The organism is Mycolicibacterium sp. MU0050, assembly GCF_963378085.1.
GTDB lineage: Bacteria > Actinomycetota > Actinomycetes > Mycobacteriales > Mycobacteriaceae > Mycobacterium > Mycobacterium wendilense.
Map to the genome: position 1 here is coordinate 1754457 of NZ_OY726395.1, position 24221 is coordinate 1778677.

Sequence of the window (24221 nt, forward strand, 5' to 3'; positions counted from 1 at the left end):
TCTCGAGTTGATGCGACGCAAGCTGAGCGAACGTGGGCTGTCGAATTCCGCCGGTGCCGCCCCGACGACGCCGGCTGCCGCGGACCGGCTTTCGGACGGTCAGTTGCGGATGTGGTTCACCCAGGCCGCCGATCCCAGCGGCGCGCTGCTGAACATCTGCGTCTCCTACCGACTCACCGGCGTGCTGGACGCCGCGAAGCTGCACGAGGCGCTCGATGCGGTGGCCGTGCGGCACAGCATCTTGCGGACCACGTATCACGCGGATGAGAACGGGGAGCCGCACCCCAGGGTGGACCCCGACCTGCGTCCCGGGTGGGCCAGCCACGACCTGGCCGAGCTTTCCGAACACGCCCGCCAGTTGCGCCTGGAGGTCCTGGCGCAGCGGGAGTTCGCTGCCCCGTTCGACCTGACCAAGGATTCGCCGCTGCGCATCACCCTGGTGCGCACCGCCCCCGACGAGCACGTGATGCTGCTGGTCGCCCATCACATCGCCTGGGACGACGGCGCCTGGCGCGTGTTCTTCGGTGATCTGACCCGCGCCTACAACGGCGCCGAGCTGGATCCGGAACCGCGCCGTTCCGGAGAGGTGACCAGCGACGCCGCGATCGACGAGGACGTCGCCTACTGGCGCACGGTGATGGCCGACATGCCCGAGCCGCTCGAGCTGCCCGGCCCCAACGGGTCGGCCGTGCCCACCAACTGGCGCTCGGCGCGCAGCGCGGTGCGGCTGTCGCCCGAGACGGCGGGACGGGTCGCCGAGCTGGCCAAGGACTCCGGCTGCACTCCGTACATGGTGCTGCTCGCGGCGTTCGGCGCCCTGATCCACCGCTACACCCACAGCGACGACTTCCTGGTGGTCACCCCGGTGCTCAACCGGGACGCCGAGGCCGAGGACACCATCGGCTACTACGGCAACACCGTGGCGATGCGGCTGCGTCCCACCGCCGGGCTGACGTTCCGCGACCTGCTGAGCCAGACCCGGGAGACGGCGCTGGGCGCGTTCGCGCATCAGCGCGTCAACCTCGACCGGATGGTCCGCGAACTCAACCCGGACCGGCGGCACGGCGCCGAGCGCATGACCCGGGTCAGCTTCGGGTTCCGCGAACCCGACGGCGGCGGCTTCTGCCCGCCGGGAGTGCAGTGCCGGCGTGCCGAGCTCCGCGCCCAGCTGACGCAGTTGCCGCTGGGCTTCATGATCGAGTTCGACCGCACCGGAGTCCTGGTCGAGGCCGAGCATCTGGTGGAGATCATGGAGCCGGCCCTGGCCCGCCAACTGCTGCACCATTTTTCGGTGCTGCTCGACGGCGCGCTGGCCGCCCCGGACACCGCGCTGGGACGGCTGCGCCTGCTCGACGACGCTGATACCGAGTGGCTCACGGAGATGTCGCACGGCGAGCGGTTCGAGACCCCGCCGGCCACCCTCGGCGACCTGGTGACCGCCCAGGTGCAGCGCACCCCGGACGCGATCGCGGTGGTCTACGAGGGACGGCGCTACACCTACCGCGAGATCAACGAGGCCGCCAACCAGGTGGCGCACTGGCTCATCGAGCGGGGCATCGGCGCGGAGGACCGCGTCGCGGTGCTGCTGGACAAGTCGCCCGAGCTGGTCATCACCGCGCTCGGCATCGTCAAGGCCGGCGCGGTGTACCTGCCGGTCGACCCGACCTATCCGCAGGACCGGCTGGACTTCATCCTCGGCGACTGCGACGCGAAACTGGTTGTCCGCGAACCCATCACCGGGCTGGAGAACCACCGCATCGAAGACCCCACCGACGCCGAGCGGGTCTGCCCGCTGACCCCGGAGAACACCGCCTACCTGATCTACACCTCGGGCACCACCGGGCAACCCAAGGGCGTGCCGGTGCCGCACCGGCCCATCGCGGAGTATTTCGTCTGGTTCCAGGGTGACTACCAGATCGACGCGAACGACCGGCTGCTGCAGGTCGCCTCGCCCAGCTTCGACATCTCCATCGGCGAGGTGTTCGGCACGCTGGCCTGCGGCGCCCGCATCGTCATCCACAAACCGGGCGGGCTCAACGACATCGGCTACCTGACCGACCTGCTGCGCAACGAGGGCATCACCGCGATGCACTTCGTGCCGTCGCTGCTGGGCCTGTTCCTGTCGCTGCCCGGCGTCAACCAGTGGCGCACCCTGCAGCGCGTCCCGATCGGCGGCGAGCCGCTGCCCGGCGAGGTGGCCGACAAGTTCCACGCCACCTTCGACGCGATGCTGCACAACTTCTACGGGCCCACCGAGACCATCGTCAACGCCAGCCGGTTCAAGGTGCAGGGCAAGCAGGGCACCCGCATCGTGCCGATCGGCAAGCCCAAGATCAACACGCAGCTGTATCTGCTCGACGACGCGCTGCAGCCGGTCCCGGTCGGCGTCATCGGCGAGATCTACATCGGCGGAACCCATGTCGCGCACGGCTACCACCGCCGGCCCGGCCTGACCGCCGAACGGTTCGTCGCCGACCCGTTCACCGTCGGCGGGCGGCTGTACCGCTCCGGGGACTTGGCGCGCCGCAACGCCGACGGCGACATCGAGTTCGTCGGCCGCGCCGACGAGCAGGTCAAGATCCGCGGCTTCCGGATCGAACTCGGCGATGTGTCCGCGGCCATCTCGGTGGACCCCAGCGTCGGGCAGGCCGTCGTCGTCGTGAGCGATCTGCCGCAGCTGGGCAAGAGCCTGGTGGGCTACCTGACCCCGGTGGCGGGGGAGCCGCTGGAATCCGTGGACGTCGACCGGATCCGCGCCCGGGTCGCCGCAGCGCTGCCGGAGTACATGGTGCCGGCCGGATACGTGGTGCTCGAAGAGATTCCGATCACCACGCACGGCAAGATCGACAAGGCCGCGCTGCCGCAGCCGGAGATCGCCTCGGCGACGGCGTTCCGGGAGCCGGACACCGCGACCGAACGCCGGGTGGCGGCGCTGTTCGCCGAACTGCTGGCGCGCGAACGGGTCGGCGCCGACGACTCGTTCTTCGAACTCGGCGGGCACTCGCTGCTGGCCACGAAACTCGTTGCGGCCGTGCGCTCGGCGTGCGGTGTGGACATCGGGGTGCGCGAGATCTTCGAACTGTCCACGGTCGCCGCAATCGCCCGGCACATCGACGCCCTGGCCGCCGGCACGGCCGGTCCGGCCCGGCCCCGGCTGGTGCCCTCGCCGCACGACGGCCCGGCCCCGCTGTCGGCCTCGCAGCTGCGGACCTGGTTCACCTACCGGGTCGAAGGCCCCAGCGTGGTCAACAACATCCCGTTCGCGGCGCGGCTCAACGGCCCCGTCGACATCGAGGCGATGCGCGCGGCGATCGGTGACCTGGTGGACCGGCACGAGATCCTGCGGACCACCTACCGGGAGATCGACGGGGTGCCCTACCAGATCGTCAACCCCGCGGCCGGGCTGCCGGTGCGCATCGAGGACGGCACCGATGCGCGGTGGGTCACCGAAGCGCTGGCCCGCGAACGCGCGCACATCTTCGACCTGGAGAACGAGTGGCCGATCCGGGCCGCCGTGCTGCGCGCCGACGGCGCCCACGTGCTCGCGCTGACCATGCACCACATCGCCGGTGACCATTGGTCGGCCAACGTCTTGTTCACCGACCTGCTGGTGGCCTACCAGGCGCGCTGCGCCGGCGAGCGACCGCACTGGGCGCCGTTGCCGGTGCAGTACGCGGACTACGGGGTCTGGCAGGCCGAGCTGTTGGCCGAGGACGCCGGTATCGCCGGGCCGCAACGGGATTACTGGATCGACCAGCTGCGCGGCATGCCCGAGGGCATCGGTCTGCGGCCGGATCACCCGCGCCCGCCGGTGCTCAGCGGAGTGGGCGAGGCCGTCGCGTTCGACCTCGACGCGTCGGTCCGCACGAAGCTGGCCGCCCTGGGGGCCGAGCTCGGCGTCACCGAGTTCATGATCCTGCAGGCGGCGGTGGCGGTGGCGCTGCACAAGGCCGGCAGCGGACTCGACATCCCGATCGGCAGCCCGGTCGCCGGGCGCACCGAGGCCGAACTCGACCAGCTGATCGGGTTCTTCATCAACATCCTGGTGCTGCGCAACGACCTGCGCGGCAACCCGACCGTGCGCGAGCTGCTCGGCCGCACCCGGGACATGGCCCTGGCCGCGTACGCCAACCAGGACCTGCCCTTCGACCAGGTGGTCGACGCGGTGAGCCCGGCGCGCACACTGTCGCGCAACCCGCTGTTCGACGTCGTCGTCCACGTCCGCGAGCAGCTGCCCGTGGACCGGGTGATCGATCCCGGCAACGACCGCGACACCGGGCCCACCACCTTCACGGCGCTGGAACCGGACTTCGACGCCGCGCATGCCGATCTGCAGCTGAGCTTCTTCGCCGGCGAGGACGGTTACCGGTGCCACGCCATCTACCGGGCCGAGCTGTACGACCGCGCCACCCTGACCCGGTTCACCGAGTGGCTCGGCCGGGTGATCGAGACGTTCGCCGAGAACCCGGACATCACGCTGCGAGACATCGAGGTCGTCGATCCCGCCGAGCGGCAACGCATTCTGACGGACTGGAGCGCCGCCGGCGGGTCGGCCCGGGTCTACGTGCTCGACGAGACCCTCAAGCCGGTGCCGGCCGGGGTGGTCGGCGAGATCTACACCGCCGGCGGCCCGCTGGCCGCGGGCCGGTATGGCCGGGCCGTCGACACAGCGGTCCGGCTGGTGGCCGATCCCTTTGCGGCCGAGGCCGGTTCGCGGTTGTTCCGCACCGGCGAGCGCGGCCGGTGGACCGACGACGGCATCCTCGAGTTGCTGGGCCGGACCGGCGGGCTGCCCGCGCCGGTGCCGGCGGCGGCCCCACGGTCGACCGAACCGCCGAGCACCGACACCGAGCGCACCCTGGCGGCCATGCTCGAAAAGGTCCTCGACGTGACCGATGTGGGTCGTCACGACGACTTCTTCACCCTGGGCGGCGACAGCATCCTGGCCGTGCAGCTGGCGGCCCGCGCCCGTGACGCGGGGCTGAACCTCAAGGCGCGCATGGTGTTCGAACACCCCGTGCTGCAGGAACTGGCCGAGGTCGTCGACAGCGCACCTGCGCTGCCCGAAGCGGGGGCGGCCGGCGGGGCCGAGGAGGCCGCGGCGGACACCCGGCACGCACCCATGGCCGCCTCGGGGCTCTCCGACGACGAACTGGCCGAGCTCACCGCGTCGTGGGGTACGCCGAACGGAGAGAACGAGTCCCAGTGACAGCCGCCGACCAGAGCAAACAGGCGCCCGCGATCGAGGACGTCATCGCGCTCAGCCCGCTGCAGCAGGGGCTGTTCTCGATGACGACGCTGGCCGGCACCGACGCGGACGGCCGACCGGACCCGTACGTCATCGCGATGGCCGCCGACGTCACCGGCGTGCTGGACGCCGCCTTGCTGCGGGAGTGCGCGGCGCTGATGCTGGCCCGGCACCCGAACCTGCGGGCCAGCTTCTTCCGCGGCAACCTGAGCCGCACGGTGCAGGTGGTGCCGGTGGCCGTCGAGGTGCCCTGGACGCACCGGCGCGCGAACGACGCCGAGGAGGCCGCCGCGTTGGAGGCCGCCGAGCGCTCACGGCCGTTCGACCTCGCGCACGGCCCCGCGATCCGCTTCCTGCTCGTCGAATTGCCGCAGCAGCGTTGGCGGTTGGCGGTGATGGCGCACCACATCATCATCGACGGCTGGTCGCTGCCGCTGTTCGTCGGCGAGCTGATCACGCTGTACCGCGCCGGCGGCGACCCTGCCGCGCTGCCGACTTCGCCGCGCCCCTACCGGGATTACATCGGTTGGTTGGCCGCCCGCGATCAGCAGGCCAGCCGCGCGGTGTGGCAACGGCACCTCGGGGGACTGGCCGGGCCCACCCTGCTGACGCCGGCCCTGACCGATGTGGAACCGGCACCGGGGTTGCCGAGCCGCAGCGAGGTACGGCTGGACCGGGCCGCCACCACCGCGCTGGCCGAGGCCGCTCGCGCCCGCCGGGTCACCCTGAACACCCTGGTGCAAATGGCCTGGGCCACCGTGCTTTCGGTGTTCACCGACCGCCATGACGTGGTCTTCGGGATGACGGTGTCCGGCCGCCCCGACGAACTGTCCGGGGTGGAGTCGATGGTGGGCCTGTTCATCAACACCGTCCCGCTACGCGTCACGCTGGACCCGCGGTGCAGCGTGGGGGAGCAGTGCACGGCGCTGCAGCGCACGGCGGCGGAACTGCGCGAGCACAGCTACCTGGCGCACAACGAACTACGCGGGATCGCCGGTGTCGGTGAGCTGTTCGATTCCCTGCTGGTGTACGAGAACTTCCCGCCGGGCGGCCTGGTCGGCGGCGGCGAGTTCACCGCCAACGGGGCGACGTTCACCCCGGCGGCGCTGGAGAGCCTGTCGCATTTCCCGGTCACCATCGCCGCGCACCTGACCGACGGCGAACTGACCGTGCTCGTCGAGACGCTCGAGGGCGCCCTCGGTACCGTCGACCCGGCCGAACTCGGCCGCCGCGTCATCGCCACCACGCAGGATCTGATCGCGCTGTGGGACAACCCGCTGCGTGCGGTCGGCACCCTGTTCGCCGAGGAGGTCGACCGGATCCGCGCGGCCGCCCAACCCGGCGCGGCCGCCGTCGCACCCGATACCGCCGAGGGGGTGCATCTGCGGTTCGCGCAGATCGCCGCGCGTCACCCGGACGCGGTCGCGCTGAGTCACGACCAGGGGGAACTGAGCTACGCCGAATTGGATCGCGCCGCCGACCGGCTCGCCGCGGTCCTGCTGGACCGCGGTGTGGGTGCCGAATCGCCGGTGGCGATCAACCTGCCCCGCGGCCCGCAGTACGTGATCGCGATGTTCGCGGTGCTCAAGGCCGGCGGCATGATCGTCCCGTTGGATCCGACGATGCCGGCCGAACGGATCGCGGACATCGTCGCGCAGAGCAACGCCCAGGTGGTCATCGACAGCGACTGGCCGGCAGCCGCCGAGGATCCGCCGGCCGGCTACCGGCCCGCCCGCACCACCGGGGAACAGGCCGCCTACGCGGTGTTCACCTCCGGGACCACCGGAAAACCCAAGGGCGTCATCGGAACTCACGGTGCGGTGCTGGCGTATGCGGCCGACCATGCCGTGAAGGTGCTGACCCCCGCCGCGACCCGGCTGGGACGACCACTGCGCATCGCGCATGCGTGGTCGTTCACCTTCGACGCGGCCTGGCAGCCGCTGGCGGGCCTGCTCGACGGGCACGGCGTGCACATCGTCGGCGACGCCGTGCAGCGCGACGCCGAGGCGCTGGTCGACCTGATCGACCGGCACGACGTGGACTTGATCGACACCACGCCGTCGATGTTCGCCCAGCTGTACAACGTGGGACTGCTCACCCGGGTGCCGCTGACGGTGCTGGCGCTGGGCGGCGAGGCCATCGGCATCGGCACCTGGCGCAACATCCGCGAGGCGTGCGAGCGCACCGGCATGGCCGCCTACAACTGCTACGGGCCCACCGAGACCACGGTCGAGGCCGTGGTGGCACCCATCGCCGAGTACCCGCAGCCGACCATCGGGCGGACCAACATCGGCACCGGGGCCCAGGTGCTCGACTCCTGGCTGCGGCCGGTCCCCGACGGCGTGGCCGGCGAGCTGTACCTGTCCGGCGCACAGGCGACCCGGGGCTATCTGGGCCGGCCCGGCGAGACGGCCGGCCGGTTCGTCGCCGATCCGGCCAATCCCGGCGCCCGCATGTACCGCACCGGCGACGTGGTGCGCCGCGGCCCCAGCGGTGAGCTGTACTACCTGGGCCGCTCGGATGACCAGGTCAAGATCCGCGGCTACCGGGTGGAGCCCGGCGAGATCACCGCGGCGCTGCTGGCCCACCCGCTGGTGCAGACCGCGCACGTCGCGGTCCGGGCGCACCGCAGCGGGCCACGGCTGATCGCCTACGCGGGCACCGGGGGCACCGAACTGCCCGTCGCCGAGGTCCGCGCCATGCTCACGGCGCGCCTGCCCCGCTACCTGGTGCCGCACCGCATCGTGGTGCTCGACGAGCTGCCGCTGACCGCGCACGGCAAGGTCGACGAGCGGGCGCTGGCGGCCGCCGACGGCGACACCGACGACGGACCGATCGCCACCCCCGAGACCGCCACCGAGGCCGCCCTGGCCGAGGTGGTGGCCGAACTGCTGGAAACTCCGACGGTGGACGTGGCCGCGGACCTGCTGGCCATGGGCCTGGACAGCATCGTCGCCCTGTCGGTGGTACAGGCCGCACGCCGGCGCGGTATTCCGCTGCGGGCCAGGCTGATGCTCGAATGCGCGTCGATCCGCGAGCTCGCCGCGGCCATCGACGCCGAGCCGGCCGAACCCGAGGCCGCCGCGGACGGCGCAGCCGCGACGGGCCCCATCCCGGTGCTGCCCAACGTGCACTGGCTCTACGAGTACGGGTCGCCGCGGCGGCTGGCCCAGACCGAGGCGATCCGACTGCCGCAGGGCACCACCGGTGCGCAGTTGCGCGCGGTGCTGGACACGATCGTCGCCGGCCACGAGGTGCTGCGCTGCCGCTTGGATCTCGACACCATGACCCTGGTGCCCAATCCGGATGCCGTCGAGGTGTTCAGCGAGGTGCGCGCCGAGGGTGATCTGGCCGCCGCGGTCGTCGAGCAGACCAGCCGCTCCGTGGAAAGCCTTGACCCGCAACAGGGTCGGCTGCTCTCGGCGGTCTGGGTCCGAACCGACGACGGTCCGGGCGTGCTGGTGCTCACCGCCCATGTCCTGGCGCTGGACCCCGCGTCGTGGCGCATCCTGCTCGGCGAGCTGGACGCGGGTTGGCACGCGCTGGCCGGCGGCCACCAGCCGGTGGCGGTGCGCGAACACACCGGCTACCGGCAGTGGTCGCACCGACTCGGTGAGCGGGCGCTCAAGCTCGACACCTGCGAATTCTGGTTGTCCCAGCTGCGCGGCGAGGACCCCGATCTCGGTGCGCGCCGGGTGCGCCCGGAGACCGATCGGGCCGCGAATCTTCAGGTGAGCCTGTCGATCAGCGACGACGACGTCACCGAGCGACTGTTGGCAGCGACGACGCCGATGACGGACCTGCTGGCCGCCGCGGCGGCCCGGATGGTGACGGCCTGGCGCCGTCGCCGCGGCCAGGCCACCCCGACCCCGTTGCTGGCCGTGGAGACCCACGGCCGCGCGGATGCCGTGGTCGACCCCGACGGACGCACCGACACCGGCGAGACGGTGGGGTTGTTCAGCGCGATCTATCCCGTCCGGGTCGCGCCCACGACCGGGCTTCCCCAGATCCCCGGCGACGGCATCGATTACGGCCTGCTGCGGTATCTGCGCCCCGACACGGCCGCGCAGCTGCGCGCGCACGCCGAACCGCAGATCATGCTGAACTACCTCGGTCGCACCGAGGCCGCCCGCGGCGGGGCGGCTGAGCTGGACCGCGGCCTGCTGGCCGGTGCCTCGCTGCTGCCCGAGCCCGATCTGGCGGTGCTGCACGAACTCACCATCACCGCGGCGGTCATGCTCGACCCGAACACCGGCGCGCCGCGGGTGGCCACCCAGTGGCGGGCGCTGCCGGACATCTTCACCGCCGACGACATCGCCGTCCTGCAATCGCTGTGGGAGGACGCACTGACCGACGTTGCAAGGGAGGTCGCACCATGACCGGCACGCTGGCGATAATCGGCGCCGGGCCCAAGGCGGTGGCGGTGGCCGCCAAGGCCGCGGTCCTGCGCGACATGGGCGTCCCGGTGCCCGACGTCGTCGCCGTGGAACGCAGCGCGGTGGCTGCCAATTGGCAACCGGCCGGTGGGTGGACCGACGGCAACCATCGGCTGGGTACCGGACCGGAGAAGGACGTCGGCTTCCCGTACCGGTCCTCGCTGGTGCCGCGGCGCAACGCCGAACTGGACGAGCGGATGATGCGCTACAGCTGGCAGTCGTACCTGGTGGCCACCGGGCAGTTCGCCGAGTGGATCGACCGGGGCCGTCCGGCTCCCGCCCACCGCAAGTGGGCGCAGTATCTGCGCTGGGTCGCCGACAAGGTGAACATGAACGTGGTGCGCGGCGAGGTCACCAGCATCGGCGTGGACGGCCGGCGCTGGGCGCTGGCCACCGACGAGACCACCATCCGCGCCGACGCGGTGATGGTCACCGGGCCCGGCCAGCCGGAGCGGTCGATCCTGCCCGGCAATCCGCGGGTGCTGTCCATCGCCGAGTTCTGGCACCGGGCCGCGGCCCACGAGCGGATCAGCGCCGAGCGGGTGGTGGTGATCGGGGGCGGCGAGACCGCCGCGGCGATCCTGAACGAACTTTTCGCGCACCGGGTTTCGACCATCACGGTGATCTCTCCACAGGTGACCCTGTTCACCCGCGGCGAAGGGTTCTTCGAGAACACGTTGTTCTCGGATCCGACCCACTGGGCGGGCCTGACGCTGGCCGAGCGCAAGGACGCGATCGCGCGGACCGACCGCGGGGTGTTCTCGGCGCGGGTGCAGGACGCGCTGCTGGCCGACGACCGGATCCGGCACCTGCGCGGGCGGGTGGCCCACGCGGTGGCGCGCGACGAGCAGATCCGGCTCACACTGCACAGCGATCGGGCCGGGGAACCGCTGGAGACCGTGCACGGCTTCGACCTGGTGATCGACGGTTCCGGCGCCGACGCGTTGTGGTTCACCGAGCTGTTCAACCAGGACGCGCTGGATCTCATCGAGCTGGGACTCGGCGGCCCGATGACCGGGGACCGGCTGCAGGAGTCGATGGGCTACGACCTGGCCGTCTCACACCTGACGCCGAAGCTGTTCCTGCCCAACCTGTCCGGGCTCAACCAGGGCCCCGGATTCCCGAACCTGAGCTGCCTGGGTCTGCTGTCCGACCGGGTGCTGGGCACCGACCTGATCGACAACCCTGACCGCGCGAGTAGGAGAAACTATGAGCACCAACCCCTTCGATGACGACAACGGCACCTTCTACGTGCTGGTGAACGACGAGGATCAGCACAGCCTGTGGCCGGCGTTCGCCGATGTGCCGGCGGGGTGGCAGAACGTCTTCGGTGCGGCCTCGCGCTCCGATTGCCTGGCCTACATCGAGGCGAACTGGACCGACATCCGCCCGCGCAGCCTGCGCGAGGCCATCGGCTAGCTCGCGCTGCTCGGTCTACTGGAGCCGGCCCGACCCCCCCGACACTGCGAAACCACCCGAGACACGCCGTGAGCGCGGACGAATCCGCATGCTCGGCGAGGTGAAGGTCAGGCCGGGGCCAGCACGTCCATGTCGAACAGCCGCGCGTGCAAGATCGTGCGGTTGCGCAGCGCGGCCCGCACGGCCCGGTGCAGCCCGTCCTCGAGGTAGACGATGCCCTGCCACTTCACGGCGTGCGGGAACAAGTCACCGTAGAAGGTCGAGTCTTCGGAGAGCAGCCGGTCGAGGGCGAGCACAGTGGTGGTCGTCACCAACTCGTCGAGGCGGATCTGCCGAGGCGGGATTTTCGACCAGTCCCGGTGGGTCAACCCGTGGTCGGGGTACGGCTTACCGTCCCGGACACCCTTGAAAATCATCTTTCAGCGCCGTCTTCCCGTGCATGCCCCCAGCTCGACATGGCCGTCTTGAGGCTAGTCGCTGGACGGCCTGTGTAGCAGGGTGGATCGTAAAATGGGTCTCCGCAGGTAGTTCACGCGCTAGGAGAAGGGTGGTTTCGGGCATGAGCAGTGCCGAAGATCGTCGCTTCGAAGTGCTTCGCGCCATCGTCGCCGACTTCGTGGCGACCAAGGAGCCCATCGGGTCCAAGTCGCTGGTCGAGCGGCACAACCTCGGTGTGTCGAGCGCCACGATCCGCAACGACATGGCAGTGCTGGAGGCCGAGGGCTACATCGCCCAGCCGCACACCAGCTCCGGCCGGGTGCCCACCGAGAAGGGGTATCGGGAGTTCGTCGACCGGCTCGATCACGTCAAGCCGATGTCCTCGCCGGAACGCAAGGCCATCCTGAACTTCCTGGAGTCCGGCGTCGACCTGGACGACGTGCTGCGGCGGTCGGTGCGGCTGCTCGCTCAGCTGACCCGGCAGGTCGCCGTGGTGCAGTACCCGACGCTGTCGTCGTCGACGGTGCGACACATCGAGGTGGTCGCGCTGTCGCCGGCGCGGTTGCTGCTGGTGGTCATCACCGACTCCGGCCGCGTCGATCAGCGCATCGTCGAACTCGGCGACCCCATCGACGAACATCAGCTCGGCCAGCTGCGCGACCTGCTGGGCAAGGCGCTCGACGGCAAGAAGATGGCGGCGGCCTCGGTCGCCGTGGCCGACCTGGCCAGCCAGCTCGACGGCACCGGCGGACTGGGTGACGCCGTCGGCCGCTCGGCGACGGTGCTGCTGGAATCCCTCGTCGAACATCGTGAGGAGCGGTTGCTCACCGGCGGAACGGCCAACCTGACCAACAACACCGCGGACTTCGGCGGCTCGCTGCGCTCGGTCCTCGAGGCGCTCGAGGAGCAGGTGGTGGTGCTCAAGCTGCTGGCGGCCAAGCAGGAGGCGGGCAAGGTCACCGTGCGCATCGGGCACGAGGCCCAGATGGCCTCCGGGGCCGAGGAGATGGCCGGGACGTCGGTGGTGTCCACGACGTACGGCACAATGGACACGGTCTACGGCGGCATGGGGGTGCTCGGACCCACCCGGATGGACTATCCGGGAACTATCGCCAGCGTCGCCGCAGTTGCTCTTTACATCGGTGAGGTCTTGGGCGCTCGGTAACGACGTCCGCCCGGCTAGTCAGAGAAGTGTGGGGAACACGAGTGGCACGCGACTACTACGGTCTGCTCGGCGTGAGCAAGGGCGCCAGTGATGCGGAGCTCAAGCGCGCCTACCGCAAGCTCGCGCGGGAGCTGCATCCCGACGTCAACCCGGACGAGGAGGCGCAGGCCCGGTTCAAGGAGATCTCGGCGGCCTACGAGGTGCTGTCGGATCCGGAGAAGCGGCGCATCGTCGACCTCGGCGGCGACCCGTTGGACAACGCCTCCGCAAACGGCGCCGGGTTCCCCGGCGGCTTCGGCGGCCTCGGCGACGTCTTCGAGGCGTTCTTCGGCGGCGGCACCGCCTCGCGGGGGCCCGTCGGCCGGGTGCGCCCGGGCTCGGATTCGCTGCTGCGGTTGCGGCTGGATCTCGCCGAGTGCGCGACGGGAGTGACCAAGCAGGTCACCGTCGACACCGCCATCTTGTGCGACCGCTGCCACGGCAAGGGCACCAACGGCGACTCCAAGCCGGTGTCCTGCGACACCTGCGGCGGCATGGGCGAGGTGTCCAGCGTGCAGCGGTCGCTGCTGGGTCAGGTGATGACCTCGCGGCCCTGCCCCACCTGCCGTGGCGTCGGCGAGGTGATCCCCGACCCGTGTCACCGCTGCGGCGGCGACGGCCGGGTGCGGGCGCGCCGGGAGATCAGCGTGAAGATCCCCGCCGGCGTGGGCGACGGCATGCGCGTGCGGCTCGCGGCCCAGGGCGAGGTGGGTCCCGGCGGCGGCCCGGCCGGCGACCTCTACGTCGAGGTGCACGAACAGGCGCACGACGTCTTCGTCCGCGAGGGCGACCACCTTCATTGCACGGTCGAGGTGCCGATGGTCGACGCCGCGCTGGGCACCACCGTCGCTGTCGACGACATCCTCGACGGCGCGGTCGACATCGTCATCCCGCCCGGCACCCAGCCCGACGCGGTGATCACCCTCCGCGGCCACGGCATGCCGCATCTGCGCTCCGGGGTGCGCGGCGACCTGCACGCCCACATCGACGTTGTGGTGCCCACCAAGCTCGACGCGGCCGACACCGACCTGCTGCGCAAGCTCAAGGAACACCGCGGCCGCGACGTCGCGCAGGTGCGGTCGGCCCAGTCGGGCGGTCAGAACAACGGCGGCGGCATCTTCAGCCGGTTGCGCGAGACCTTCTCGGGTCGCTGACAAAGGACCCGCACCTCATTTCGCACGCGCTGTTCTACGTTGCCGAGGTCCCCGACGTCGGGGGACTGGCCGTCGTCGACGGCGACGAGGGGTTCCACGCCGCCACCGTGCGGCGGTTGCGTCCCGGGGAACCCGTCGTGCTCTCCGACGGCGCCGGCGAACTGGCCGACTGCGTGGTGGCCGGCGCCGGCAAGCGGGAGCTGACCGCCGAGGTGTTGGCGCGGCGCAGCGTGCGGCCCGCGCGGCCGTCCGTCACGGTGGTGCAGGCCATCCCCAAGGCGGAGCGTTCCGAGCTGGCCGTCGAATTGGCCACCGAGGCCGGCGCCGACGAGGTGCTCGCCTGGCAGGCCGCGCGGTGCGTGGCCCGCTGGGACAGTGCCCGCGCCGACAAGGGGCTGCGGCGCTGGCGCGCGGTGGCGCGGTCGGCGGCCCGGCAGTCGCGGCGCGCGTTCATCCCGGCGGTTTCCGGCCCGCTGGGCACCCCCGACGTCGTGGCGCGGGCCGCGGCCTGCGATGTGGTGCTGGCGTTGCACGAGTCGGCAAGCGCCGCCCTGACCGAGTTGACCGAACTCCCGTTGGCGCAGGCAAATTCGATCATGCTCGTGGTGGGTCCCGAGGGTGGTATCACCGACGCGGAGATCGCCACCCTGACTGACGCCGGGGCGCATGCGGTGCGGTTGGGGCCCACCGTGTTGCGCACCTCCACGGCGGCCGCGGTCGCGCTCGGCGCGCTGGGCGTGCTGACTCCGCGCTGGAGCTAACCCACGTCCTCGGCGCTGCCGGGGAAGTTGTCCAGGCATGCCGGCCGCTCACAGACCACGTACTGCGCCTGGTTGCCGCCGGCTCGGCGCGCGTCGTACATGACCTTGGTGGCCAGCGCCGTCAACTCGTCGAGCAGCTCGTAGGGCGGGCAGGACGCCAGCCCGTTCATCGGGGTGCACACCACGCCGATGCTGGTGGTCAGCCGAAGCGGGGTGCTGCGGATGGCGCTGCGGATCCGTTCCACCAGGGCGCTGGCGTCGGGGGCGGCGAAACTGTCGGCGACCAGGAATTCGCTGTCGGTGATGTGGGCGACGACGGCGTCGCGGCGGGTGGTTTCGCGCATGGCGCGGCCCGCGGCGACCCGCGCGGAGGTGGCGTGCGCGGGGGTGAACAACGTGAAGTTGTCCAGGCTGACCACCAGGATCACCAGGTGGCGGTCGTCGACGCGGCTGCGGGAGGCGATGAACGTCCCGGCGGCTTCGTAGAACGCCGCGCGGTTCAACAGTCCCGTCACCGGCTCGAGGTCTCGGCCCATCGTGGCCTGGCCGAGCATCTCGACGAAGGCCTGGCACCCCACCGTCGCGGTCAGGATGATCACCAGCACCGCGGTGACCATGCCCCCGGCCCAGATCGGATCGCCGGCCTGGGCCAGGCGGTAGGCCGGGATGGCGCTCGCGACCACGGTCGCGGCCATCATGGTCGACACATGCCGGGCGGTGTGGAAGAAGACCAGGTAGCCGCTGATTCCGGCGAAGGCACAGGTGGCGAAGATGCCGCTGACCGGATTCGACTGGATCAGCGCGACGGCGGCGACGCCCACAGACACCAGCGTGACGAACCACAACGACTGCCGTCGGCTCGGCCAGTGCGCGCGCCGCCACCACAGGGCCAGCCCGATGGCGATCGCGGCGACCGTCAGTGAGATGCCCACGTTGACCGGGCCCTGCGGGCCGGCGGGGGAGAAGACCATGATGATCGGCAGAAACGCCAGGCTGGCGATCAGCGTCGACACCACGCGGGTGGTGGACGCCTCCGCCCCGCGGGAGGCCAGCAGCGCCGTGATCCAGTAGTAGTGGTCGGGCTGCCGTCGCCAGGCACGCAATGTCCGAATCATGACAACGTGCTGCTCCTCCAACCGACGTCCGCAATCGCAACCGTACGGACGTGCAACTAATGTCCCTCAGGCTACGCGGCCGCACTGCGGTAATCATTGGGTTGCCGTGATTGACGGCGGTAGACTCGCAGCACTGAGCAAACCGGCCCATAGCCAGAAAGCAGGCAGAAAAGCCCACGTGACGCCCCGCGAGACAAACGCCGCTCCCGCCTCCGCAGTATCTGCGGGTACCTCGGTGAAAAGCAGCATCAATGTGCCGCCCGACCTGGTTGTGGGCCTGCTGGGCTCTGCCGACGAAAATCTGCGGGTGTTGGAACGCAGTCTGGACGCCGACCTGCATGTCCGCGGCAACGCCGTCACCCTGACCGGGCCGCCCGCCGACGTGGCGCTGGCCGAACGGGTCCTCACCGAACTTCTCGCCATCGTCGGCAGCGGTCAGACCCTGACCCCCGACGCGGTCCGCCACAGTGTCGCGATGGTCGACGGCGCGGAGGACGCGTCCCCGGCCGAGGTGCTCACGCTCGACATCCTGTCGCGCCGCGGTCGCACCATTCGCCCCAAGACGCTGAACCAGAAGCGCTATGTCGACGCGATCGACGCCAACACGATCGTGTTCGGCATCGGCCCCGCCGGCACCGGAAAGACCTACCTGGCCATGGCAAAGGCGGTGCACGCCCTGCAGACCAAGCAGGTCAACCGCATCATCCTGACCCGACCCGCGGTCGAGGCCGGCGAGCGGCTGGGCTTCCTGCCGGGCACGCTGAGCGAGAAGATCGACCCGTACCTGCGGCCGCTGTACGACGCCTTGCACGACATGATGGATCCGGAGGCGATCCCCAAGCTGATGAGCGCCGGGGTCATCGAGGTGGCGCCGTTGGCCTACATGCGCGGCCGCACCCTCAACGACGCGTTCATCATCCTCGACGAGGCGCAGAACACCACGCCCGAGCAGATGAAGATGTTCCTGACCCGGCTGGGCTTCGGCGCCAAGATCGTCGTCACCGGCGACGTCACCCAGGTGGATCTGCCCGGCGGGGCGCGGTCCGGTTTGCGTGCCGCCGTCGACATCCTGGACGGCATCGACGACATCCACGTCTCCGAACTCACCAGCGCCGACGTCGTCCGGCACCGGCTGGTCTCGGAGATCGTCGACGCCTACGAGAAGGCCGGGGCGCGAGCCGACGACGGCATCGGCAACCGCGCGACCCGGCGCGCGCGAAGGTGAGCCGGTCGTGAGCATCGAGGTGTCCAACGAATCCGGGCTGGATGTCTCCGAGGAGGAGCTGATCAGCGTCGCCCGGTTCGTCATCGACAAGATGAACGTCAACCCGGCCGCGGAACTGTCGATGGTGCTGCTCGACACCGCCTCGATGGCCGATCTGCACATGCGCTGGATGGACCTGCCCGGGCCCACCGACGTGATGAGTTTCCCGATGGACGAGCTGGAGCCGGGCGGCCGGCCCGACGCCTCCGAGCCCGGGCCGTCGATGCTGGGCGACATCGTGTTGTGTCCGCAGTTCGCCGCCGAGCAGGCCAAGGCCGCCGGCCACGACGTCGAGCATGAACTGGCGCTGCTGACGGTGCACGGCGTGCTGCATCTGCTCGGGTACGACCACGCCGAGCCCGACGAGGAGAAGGAGATGTTCGCGTTGCAGCGTCAGCTGCTCGAGGACTGGTACCACGATCAGGCCCAGCTCTACCGCCGCAGCCGGCAGGCCGAGCGGGACAGCAGCCTGCTGGGTAAGTCGCAGTACTTCATGACGCCCACCGCCGACGATCAACTGTGACCGAACTGGCGCCGTTACTGGGCGCGATCGCCCTGGTGTGCCTCGGTGGGTTGTTCGCCGCCATCGACGCCGCCATCAGCACGGTGTCGATGGCGCGCATCGAGGAGATGGTGCGCGACGAGCGCCCCGGTGCCATCCGGCTGGCCCGGCTGGTCCACGAACGTCCGCGCTTCATCAACCTGGTGGTGCTGCTGCGCATCGCCTGCGAGACCACGGCCACGGTGCTGTTGGTGGAGTACCTGCGGGACCTGATGACCGTGGGGTGGGCGCTGCTGACCGCGGCCGCGGTGATGGTGGTGGTCAGCTTCGTGGTGATCGGCGTCGGGCCGCGCACCGTGGGGCGGCAGAACGCCTACTCGATCGCGCTGGCATCGGCCCTTCCACTGCAAGGGATTTCGTTGTTGCTGGCCCCGATCAGTCGGCTGCTGATCCTGCTCGGCAACGCGCTGACGCCGGGCCGTGGCTTCCGCAACGGACCGTTTGCCTCCGAGATCGAGTTGCGTGAGGTGGTGGACCTGGCCCAGCAGAGCGGCGTGGTGGCCGACGACGAACGCCGGATGATCCAGTCGGTGTTCGAACTCGGCGACACCCCGGCGCGCGAGGTGATGGTGCCGCGCACCGAGATGGTGTGGATCGAGTCGGACAAGAACGCCGGTCAGGCGACCTCGCTGGCGGTGCGCAGCGGGCATTCGCGGATCCCGGTGATCGGCGAGAACGTCGACGACATCGTCGGGGTCGTGTACCTCAAAGACCTTGTGCAGCAGACGTATCACTCGGTCAGCGGGGGCAGTGACACCCAGATCGCCGACCTGCTGCGGCCGGCAGTGTTCGTCCCGGACTCCAAGCGGCTCGACGAGTTGCTGCGCGAGATGCAGCGCGACCGCAACCACATGGTGCTGCTGGTCGACGAGTACGGCGCGATCGCCGGGCTGGTGACCATCGAGGATGTGTTGGAGGAGATCGTCGGCGAGATCGCCGACGAGTACGACGCCGACGAGATCGCCCCCATCGAGGAGCTCGGTGACCGCTGCTACCGCGTCTCGACCCGGCTGTCCATCGAGGACCTCGGCGAACTGTACGACGGCGTGGAGTTCGAGGACGACCTCGACGTGGACACCGTGGGCGGGCTGTTGGGCCTGGAACTGGGCCGGGTGCCGCTGCCCGGCGCGGAGGTGGTCTCGCACGGACTGCGGCTGCGCGCCGAGGGCGGCAACGACCATCGCGGCCGGGTGCGGATCGGCACTGTCCTGGTCAGACCCGTTGACCCAGAACCTGATTCGGATGAGGAGTCCCGGTGACGTCAAAGGCTGAGACGGAGTTCCGTTCGGGCTTCGTCTGTCTGGTGGGCCGGCCCAACACCGGGAAATCCACGCTCACCAACGCGCTGGTGGGCAGCAAGGTCGCGATCACCTCGAACCGGCCCCAGACCACCCGGCACACCATCCGGGGCATCGTGCACCGGCCGGACTTCCAGATCGTCCTGGTGGACACCCCCGGGCTGCACCGCCCGCGCACGCTGCTGGGGCAACGCCTCAACGACCTGGTGCGCGACACCTACAGCGAGGTCGACGTCATCGGCCTGTGCATCCCGGCCGACGAGGCGATCGGACCGGGGGACCGCTGGATCTTCCAGCAGATCCGCGAGGTGGCCGCACGGACCACGCTGATTGTCATCGTCACCAAGATCGACAAGGTGCCCAAGGAGCGCGTCGCGGCCCAATTGGTGGCGGTCGACCAGGAATTCGGCGAGCACGCCCGGGAAATCATCCCGGTTTCCGCGGTCGCGGGCACCCAGGTCGAGGAACTGATCGGCGTGCTCGTCGGGCACCTGCCGCCGGGACCGGCGTTCTATCCCGACGGGGAGCTCACTGACGAGCCCGAGGAAGTCCTGATGGCCGAGCTGATCCGGGAGGCCGCGCTGGAGGGGGTGCGCGACGAACTGCCGCATTCGCTGGCCGTGGTCATCGACGAGGTCGAGGAGCGCCCCGACCGTCCCGCCGACGACCCGCTGATCGACGTGCGCGCCCTGCTGTACGTGGAGCGGGACAGCCAGAAGGGCATCGTCATCGGTAAGGGCGGGGCCCGCCTGCGTGAGGTCGGCACCGCCGCGCGCACCCAGATCGAGAAGCTGCTGGGCACCAAGGTCTATCTGGAGCTGCGGGTCAAGGTGGCCAAGAATTGGCAGCGTGACCCCAAACAGCTTGGCCGACTGGGGTTCTGACGCCCGCGTCGCATCGGCTCGCCGCAGCGCGCCGATGCGTCCCCGCCTCGTCTACGGGTGATTCGGCGGCCGCTGGCCGAACTGTCGGGGCGGTGCCGGGACCGGGGCGGCCCCGTCGCCGGTGCCGTACACCGCGACGACCACGCTGCGGTCGAGGCTGTTCGCCGACCACACGCCGATGTCGACGTTGGCGCAGTCATGCATGATGGCGTGGTAATCCGGCCGGTACCACCACTGGTTGAGGATCTCGACGCCGTTGATCGCCAGCGCCGGGTTGATCGCCACCGTCTCCGACACGGTCCCGGCGTAACCGGCGTTGCGCGCGCGGTCGGCGACGGTGGACCCGTCGGAGCCGATGTCGCCGTCGAGGGCGCGGTTGTGCAGCACGTCGTTGGTGTGCCACTGGGCGGCCAGGCGCAACTTCGGGTTGATCTTGATCTTGGTGGGGCAGTCGGCGCGCTCGTGCATGGTGGCGACGTTGGCCACCACACCGTCGTTGAGTCGACGATTGTCGGCCTGGGCCGCGGGCGGCGCGGCCACCGTCGCGAAGCTCATCGTTGCCACCACACCCAGCGCGGATCCCACCGCGACGTTGCGCATCCTCATGTCGGGCAGATTACGCGAGAGCCTTCAGGGACACAGCAGATTGGTCCCTCACCCGAACTGCCGCGGCGGTACGGCGGCCGGTTCGGCGCCGTCGCCGCGGCCGTACACGGCCACCAGCACGCTGCGGTCCAGGCTGTTCTCCGACCACACCCCGATGTGCATGTTGCCGCAGTGGGCCATGGTGGCGTGATAGTCGGGCCGGTACCACCACTGGTTCATGACCTCGACGGCGTTGATGGACAGCGCGGGGTTGATCGCGACGGTCTCGGCGACCTCGCCCTCGTAGCCGGCCGCGCGGGCGCGGTCGGCGACGGTGGACCCGTCGGAGCCGATGTCGCCGTCGAGGGCGCGGTTGTGCAGCACGTCGTTGGCGTGCCATTGGGCGGCCAACCGCAACTTGGGGTTCACCCGCACCATCGGCTCGATGTCGTAATCGTCGGCGCAGCCGGCCCGCATCATCACGGTGTGCACGTTGGCCACGATGCTCTCGTTGAGCCGCTTGTTGTCGGCGGCCGCGGTGGGGGCGGCCAGTACCGCGCCCGCGCCCAGTGCTGTGACCGCCAGCGTGATCGCGGCCCGGCGTGTGGTCCGTCTCATGCTGCCGATCCTAGATGTCACGCCGACGGCGCCCACCAGGCCTCGGGTTGGCGGGTGTGCCAGCCGTTGACCGCCTCCAGGGCGGCGGCCAGCGAGATCAGCAGCGGTTCGCTGTCGGCGGGGCCCATCAACTGCACCCCGATCGGCAATCCCGCGTCGGTGAAGCCGGCCGGGATGTTGATCGAAGGCCAGCCCAGGACATTCCACGGCCAGGTCACCGGGCAGGCCGCGATCATCGTGCGGTCAGTGCCCAGGCCGCCGAGCTTGTCGAAGGCGTCCACGCGCAGCGCCGGTTGCGCGGTGGTGGGGGCCAGGACCACGTCGACGGCGTCGAAGATGGCGCCGACGCGGCGCTGGGCCGCGGCTTCGTGGCGCCGGGCCCGGCGCAGAATCTGCTCGGAGAGCACCCGGCCCATCCGCATGTTGGCCTTGGTCCGCGGGTCGAGGTCGGCGCCGTCGCCGATGCGGTGTGCCCAGTCCAGCAGCCCGGAGGTGGAGCGCGACAGGAAACTCCACGACAACCGCAGCCCGTAGTCCGGGCTGCCGGTCACCACGGTGTGCCCCAACTCGCTCAACTGCGCGCCCATCCGGTCGAGGGCGGCCCGGATCTGCGGATCGAGCGTGGCGCGAAATCCGGTGAAGGGGAACCGGGTCGACAGCGCGACCCGCAGCGGGCCGGGGGCGGTGCCGACCGCCTCGAAGGCCGAGATCGGCGCGGGCTTGTGCAGGTCACCGTCGGCGTTGCCGGAAACCGCGTCGAGCACCAGCGCGGCGTCGGCGACGGTGTGGGCCAGCACGCCGTTGACCGTGATGCCGTTGAACGCCTCCGGCAGCGGCCACGTGGAGATGCGACCGCGCTGGGGCTTGATGCCCACCAGGTTGGTCCAGGCGGCCGGGATGCGCACGCTGCCGGCCCCGTCGGAACCGATCGCCGCCGGAACCAGGCCGGCGGCCACCGCCGCGGCGCTGCCGCCGGAGGACCCGCCCGGAGTGTGGTTGGCCGACCACGGATTTCGGGTGTGGCCGAAGGCCGGCCCGCTGGTGAACGGCCACTGGCCGAACTCGCAGGTGTTGGTCTTGCCGACGATCACCGCGCCGGCGGCCCGCAGTCGGCGCACCACCTCGGAGTCCGCGGTCGCCGCGGGCACCCACCCCGAGGTGCCGAAAGCCGTTGGCACACCGACGACGTCGACGTCGTCCTTGACCGCGATCGGGATGCCGAGCAGCGGGGCGCGGTCGCCGTCGGCGCGCCGGCGGTCGGCCTCGGCGGCGTCGGCCAGCGCCGAGGAGGCCAGTACCACCCGGAACGCGTTCAGGCTGGGCTGGCTGTCCTCGATGGCCCGCAGCGATCGCTGGACCAGGTCGACGGCGGTCGCAGCCCCGCTGGCCAATTGGTAGCGCTGGTCGGCGACGGTGGGGAAGCGGGTGGTGTTGCGCATTGTGTGCTCGACCCTACTGAGCGTGGCCGCGGCGTCGGCGGGCGTCCCCGGCGCGTTGAGTGGATCTGTCCGCCGGGGCAGGGGACACTGGTCGGATGCGGCTTTATCGGGATCGGGCGGTTGTGCTGCGCCAGCACAAGCTCGGCGAGGCCGACCGCATCGTGTCGCTGCTCACCCGCGACAACGGGCTGGTTCGCGCGGTGGCCAAGGGGGTGCGACGCACCCGCAGCAAGTTCGGCTCCCGGCTGGAGCCGTTCGCGCACATCGACGTGCAACTGCACCCCGGACGCAACCTCGACATCGTCACGCAGGTGGTGTCTCTGGACGCGTTCGCCTCCGACATCGTCAGCGACTACGGGCGCTACACCAGCGCGTGCGCCGTGCTCGAGACCGCCGAGCGGCTCGCCGGCGAGGAACGCGCCGCAGTGCCGGCGTTGCACCGGCTGACGGTCGCGGCCTTGCGGGCCGTGGCCGACGGGACCCGACCCCGGGAACTGGTGCTCGACGCCTACCTGTTGCGGGCGATGGGAATCTCCGGCTGGGCGCCGGCGCTGACCGAATGCGCCCGGTGCGCCGCACCCGGCCCGCACCGGGCGTTCCATGTCGCCGCCGGTGGCAGCGTGTGCGTGCACTGCCGGCCGTCGGGGTCGAGCACCCCGCCGCAGGGGGTGCTGGATCTGATGGCGGCCCTGCACGACGGCGACTGGGAACACGCCGAGGCCTCCCCGTCGAATTACCGCAGTCAGGCCAGCGGTCTGGTGGCCGCGCACCTGCAGTGGCACCTCGAGCGGCAGTTGCGGACATTGCCACTGGTGGAGCGCGGTGATCGGGGTGGTCACGGCGGTGTCGGGACGGCCCTCGACAAGCGGCTCGCCGCGGTCAGGCAGGATGTGCCCCATGGCATTGAAGAGGGAAGGAAAGCAGGCCCCGTCGGACTGCCCCCAGCTGCCGCCGGCGCCTGACGACTATCCGACCTTTCCTGACACCTCGTCATGGCCGGTCGTGTTCCCCGACCTGCCGCCGTCCCCCGACGGCGGCCCGCGCCGACCGCCCCAGCACACGTCGAAGGCCGCGGCCCCGCAGATCCCCGCCGACCAGCTGCCCAAACACGTCGCGTTGGTGATGGACGGCAACGGCCGCTGGGCCAAGCAGCGCGGCATGGCCCGCACCGAGGGGCACAAGATGGGCGAGGCCGTGCTCATCGACATCACTTGCGGGGCGATCGAACTCGGCATCAAGCACCTGTCGGTGTATGCGTTCTCCACCGAGAACTGGAAGCGCAGCACCGAGGAGGTGCGCTTCCTGATGGGCTTCAACCGTGAGGTGGTTCGGCGCCGCCGGGAGGCCCTGGACATCATGGGGGTCAACATGCGATGGGTCGGTTCCCGCCCGCGGATGTGGCGCAGCGTCATCAAGGAGTTCGACATCGCCGAGGAGATGACCGTCGGCAACGACACGATCGTCGTCAACTACTGCGTCAACTACGGCGGCCGCACCGAGATCGTGGAGGCGACCCGCGAGATTGCCCGGCAGGCCGCCGAGGGCAAACTGAACCCGGACCGCATCACCGACGACACGGTGGCGCGGCACCTGCACCGACCGGACATCCCGGACGTCGACCTGTTCATCCGCACCTCGGGGGAGCAGCGGGCGAGCAACTTCATGCTGTGGCAGTCGGCCTACGCCGAGTACGTGTTCCAGGACAAGCTGTGGCCGGACTACGACCGCCGGGACCTGTGGGCGGCGTGCGAGGAGTACGTGTCGCGCAACCGGCGGTTCGGCAGGGCCTGATGTCG

18 protein-coding genes are annotated in these 24221 nt (G+C 70.6%); 13 read left to right on the forward strand and 5 right to left on the reverse strand.

The window, feature by feature from the left end; genetic code table 11:
- The first annotated feature begins 10 nt into the window (after positions 1 to 10).
- Genes R2K23_RS08365 through R2K23_RS08380 form a run of 4 tightly spaced genes read left to right on the forward strand, consistent with a single transcriptional unit; the run spans position 11 to position 11103 of the window.
- The gene (locus R2K23_RS08365; protein ID WP_316517143.1) at positions 11 to 5209 is read left to right on the forward strand and encodes a non-ribosomal peptide synthetase; all 5199 of its coding nucleotides are present in this window, start codon (positions 11 to 13) and stop codon (positions 5207 to 5209) included.
- Entirely contained in the window at positions 5206 to 9627 is a 4422-nt protein-coding gene (locus tag R2K23_RS08370; protein ID WP_316515959.1) for an amino acid adenylation domain-containing protein, read from the forward strand. Before R2K23_RS08365 ends, R2K23_RS08370 begins: the two co-directional genes overlap by 4 nt.
- Positions 9624 to 10916, forward strand: a complete 1293-nt coding sequence (gene mbtG, locus R2K23_RS08375) for an NADPH-dependent L-lysine N(6)-monooxygenase MbtG (protein WP_316515961.1) — start codon at positions 9624 to 9626, stop codon at positions 10914 to 10916. Before R2K23_RS08370 ends, mbtG begins: the two co-directional genes overlap by 4 nt.
- Entirely contained in the window at positions 10894 to 11103 is a 210-nt protein-coding gene (locus tag R2K23_RS08380; protein WP_316515963.1) for an MbtH family protein, read from the forward strand. The genes mbtG and R2K23_RS08380 overlap by 23 nt, the downstream gene beginning before the upstream one ends.
- A gap of 107 nt (positions 11104 to 11210) precedes the next feature.
- Here R2K23_RS08380 and R2K23_RS08385 read toward each other — a convergent pair whose 3' ends face one another.
- Positions 11211 to 11519: a type II toxin-antitoxin system VapB family antitoxin gene (locus R2K23_RS08385; RefSeq protein WP_316515965.1), complete on the reverse strand. Its 309-nt coding sequence runs from the start codon at positions 11517 to 11519 to the stop codon at positions 11211 to 11213.
- A 143-nt stretch (positions 11520 to 11662) separates the two neighbouring features.
- Here R2K23_RS08385 and hrcA point away from each other — a divergent pair, with 143 nt between their 5' ends.
- From hrcA to R2K23_RS08400, 3 genes are read left to right on the forward strand one after another with little or no spacing between them, the layout of a single operon-like run.
- On the forward strand, positions 11663 to 12706 hold the full coding sequence (gene hrcA / locus R2K23_RS08390; RefSeq protein ID WP_316515966.1) for a heat-inducible transcriptional repressor HrcA: 1044 nt from the start codon (positions 11663 to 11665) through the stop codon (positions 12704 to 12706).
- A gap of 41 nt (positions 12707 to 12747) precedes the next feature.
- A complete protein-coding gene (gene dnaJ, locus R2K23_RS08395) occupies positions 12748 to 13899 on the forward strand; it encodes a molecular chaperone DnaJ (RefSeq protein WP_316515968.1) in 1152 nt (383 codons plus the stop codon).
- Positions 13900 to 13916: 17 nt separating this feature from the next.
- A complete protein-coding gene (locus R2K23_RS08400) occupies positions 13917 to 14660 on the forward strand; it encodes a 16S rRNA (uracil(1498)-N(3))-methyltransferase (RefSeq protein WP_316517145.1) in 744 nt (247 codons plus the stop codon).
- On the opposite strand, the gene R2K23_RS08405 is transcribed toward R2K23_RS08400, so the two are convergent.
- Complete coding sequence (locus R2K23_RS08405; RefSeq protein WP_316515970.1) at positions 14657 to 15775, reverse strand: GGDEF domain-containing protein; 1119 nt, start codon at positions 15773 to 15775, stop codon at positions 14657 to 14659. The genes R2K23_RS08400 and R2K23_RS08405 overlap by 4 nt on opposite strands.
- 178 nt (positions 15776 to 15953) lie before the next feature.
- On the opposite strand from R2K23_RS08405, the gene R2K23_RS08410 reads away from it, so the two are divergent.
- The 4 genes from R2K23_RS08410 to era are packed head-to-tail and all read left to right on the forward strand — an operon-like array spanning position 15954 to position 19783.
- A complete protein-coding gene (locus R2K23_RS08410) occupies positions 15954 to 17000 on the forward strand; it encodes a PhoH family protein (RefSeq protein WP_316515971.1) in 1047 nt (348 codons plus the stop codon).
- 7 nt (positions 17001 to 17007) lie between these two features.
- Complete coding sequence (gene ybeY / locus R2K23_RS08415) at positions 17008 to 17562, forward strand: rRNA maturation RNase YbeY (protein ID WP_316515974.1); 555 nt, start codon at positions 17008 to 17010, stop codon at positions 17560 to 17562.
- Complete coding sequence (locus R2K23_RS08420) at positions 17559 to 18860, forward strand: hemolysin family protein (RefSeq protein WP_316515975.1); 1302 nt, start codon at positions 17559 to 17561, stop codon at positions 18858 to 18860. The genes ybeY and R2K23_RS08420 overlap by 4 nt, the downstream gene beginning before the upstream one ends.
- Positions 18857 to 19783 (forward strand): GTPase Era, encoded by a 927-nt coding sequence (era, locus tag R2K23_RS08425; RefSeq protein WP_316515977.1) that lies wholly within the window; start codon positions 18857 to 18859, stop codon positions 19781 to 19783. Before R2K23_RS08420 ends, era begins: the two co-directional genes overlap by 4 nt.
- Before the next feature lie 51 nt (positions 19784 to 19834).
- Here the strand turns inward: era and R2K23_RS08430 are convergent, their stop codons facing one another.
- The 3 genes from R2K23_RS08430 to R2K23_RS08440 are packed head-to-tail and all read right to left on the reverse strand — an operon-like array spanning position 19835 to position 22425.
- Entirely contained in the window at positions 19835 to 20389 is a 555-nt protein-coding gene (locus tag R2K23_RS08430) for a CAP domain-containing protein (RefSeq protein ID WP_396893278.1), read from the reverse strand.
- Positions 20390 to 20437: 48 nt separating this feature from the next.
- Positions 20438 to 20986, reverse strand: coding sequence for a CAP domain-containing protein (locus tag R2K23_RS08435; protein WP_316515979.1), 549 nt, complete (start codon positions 20984 to 20986; stop codon positions 20438 to 20440).
- 17 nt (positions 20987 to 21003) lie between these two features.
- Entirely contained in the window at positions 21004 to 22425 is a 1422-nt protein-coding gene (locus R2K23_RS08440) for an amidase (RefSeq protein ID WP_316515980.1), read from the reverse strand.
- A gap of 95 nt (positions 22426 to 22520) precedes the next feature.
- Between R2K23_RS08440 and recO the strand changes: the two genes are divergently transcribed.
- Both recO and R2K23_RS08450 read left to right on the forward strand, forming a co-directional pair.
- The gene (gene recO / locus R2K23_RS08445) at positions 22521 to 23387 is read left to right on the forward strand and encodes a DNA repair protein RecO (RefSeq protein WP_316515981.1); all 867 of its coding nucleotides are present in this window, start codon (positions 22521 to 22523) and stop codon (positions 23385 to 23387) included.
- A complete protein-coding gene (locus tag R2K23_RS08450) occupies positions 23323 to 24216 on the forward strand; it encodes a decaprenyl diphosphate synthase (protein WP_316515984.1) in 894 nt (297 codons plus the stop codon). Before recO ends, R2K23_RS08450 begins: the two co-directional genes overlap by 65 nt.
- The last annotated feature ends 5 nt before the right edge of the window (positions 24217 to 24221 follow it).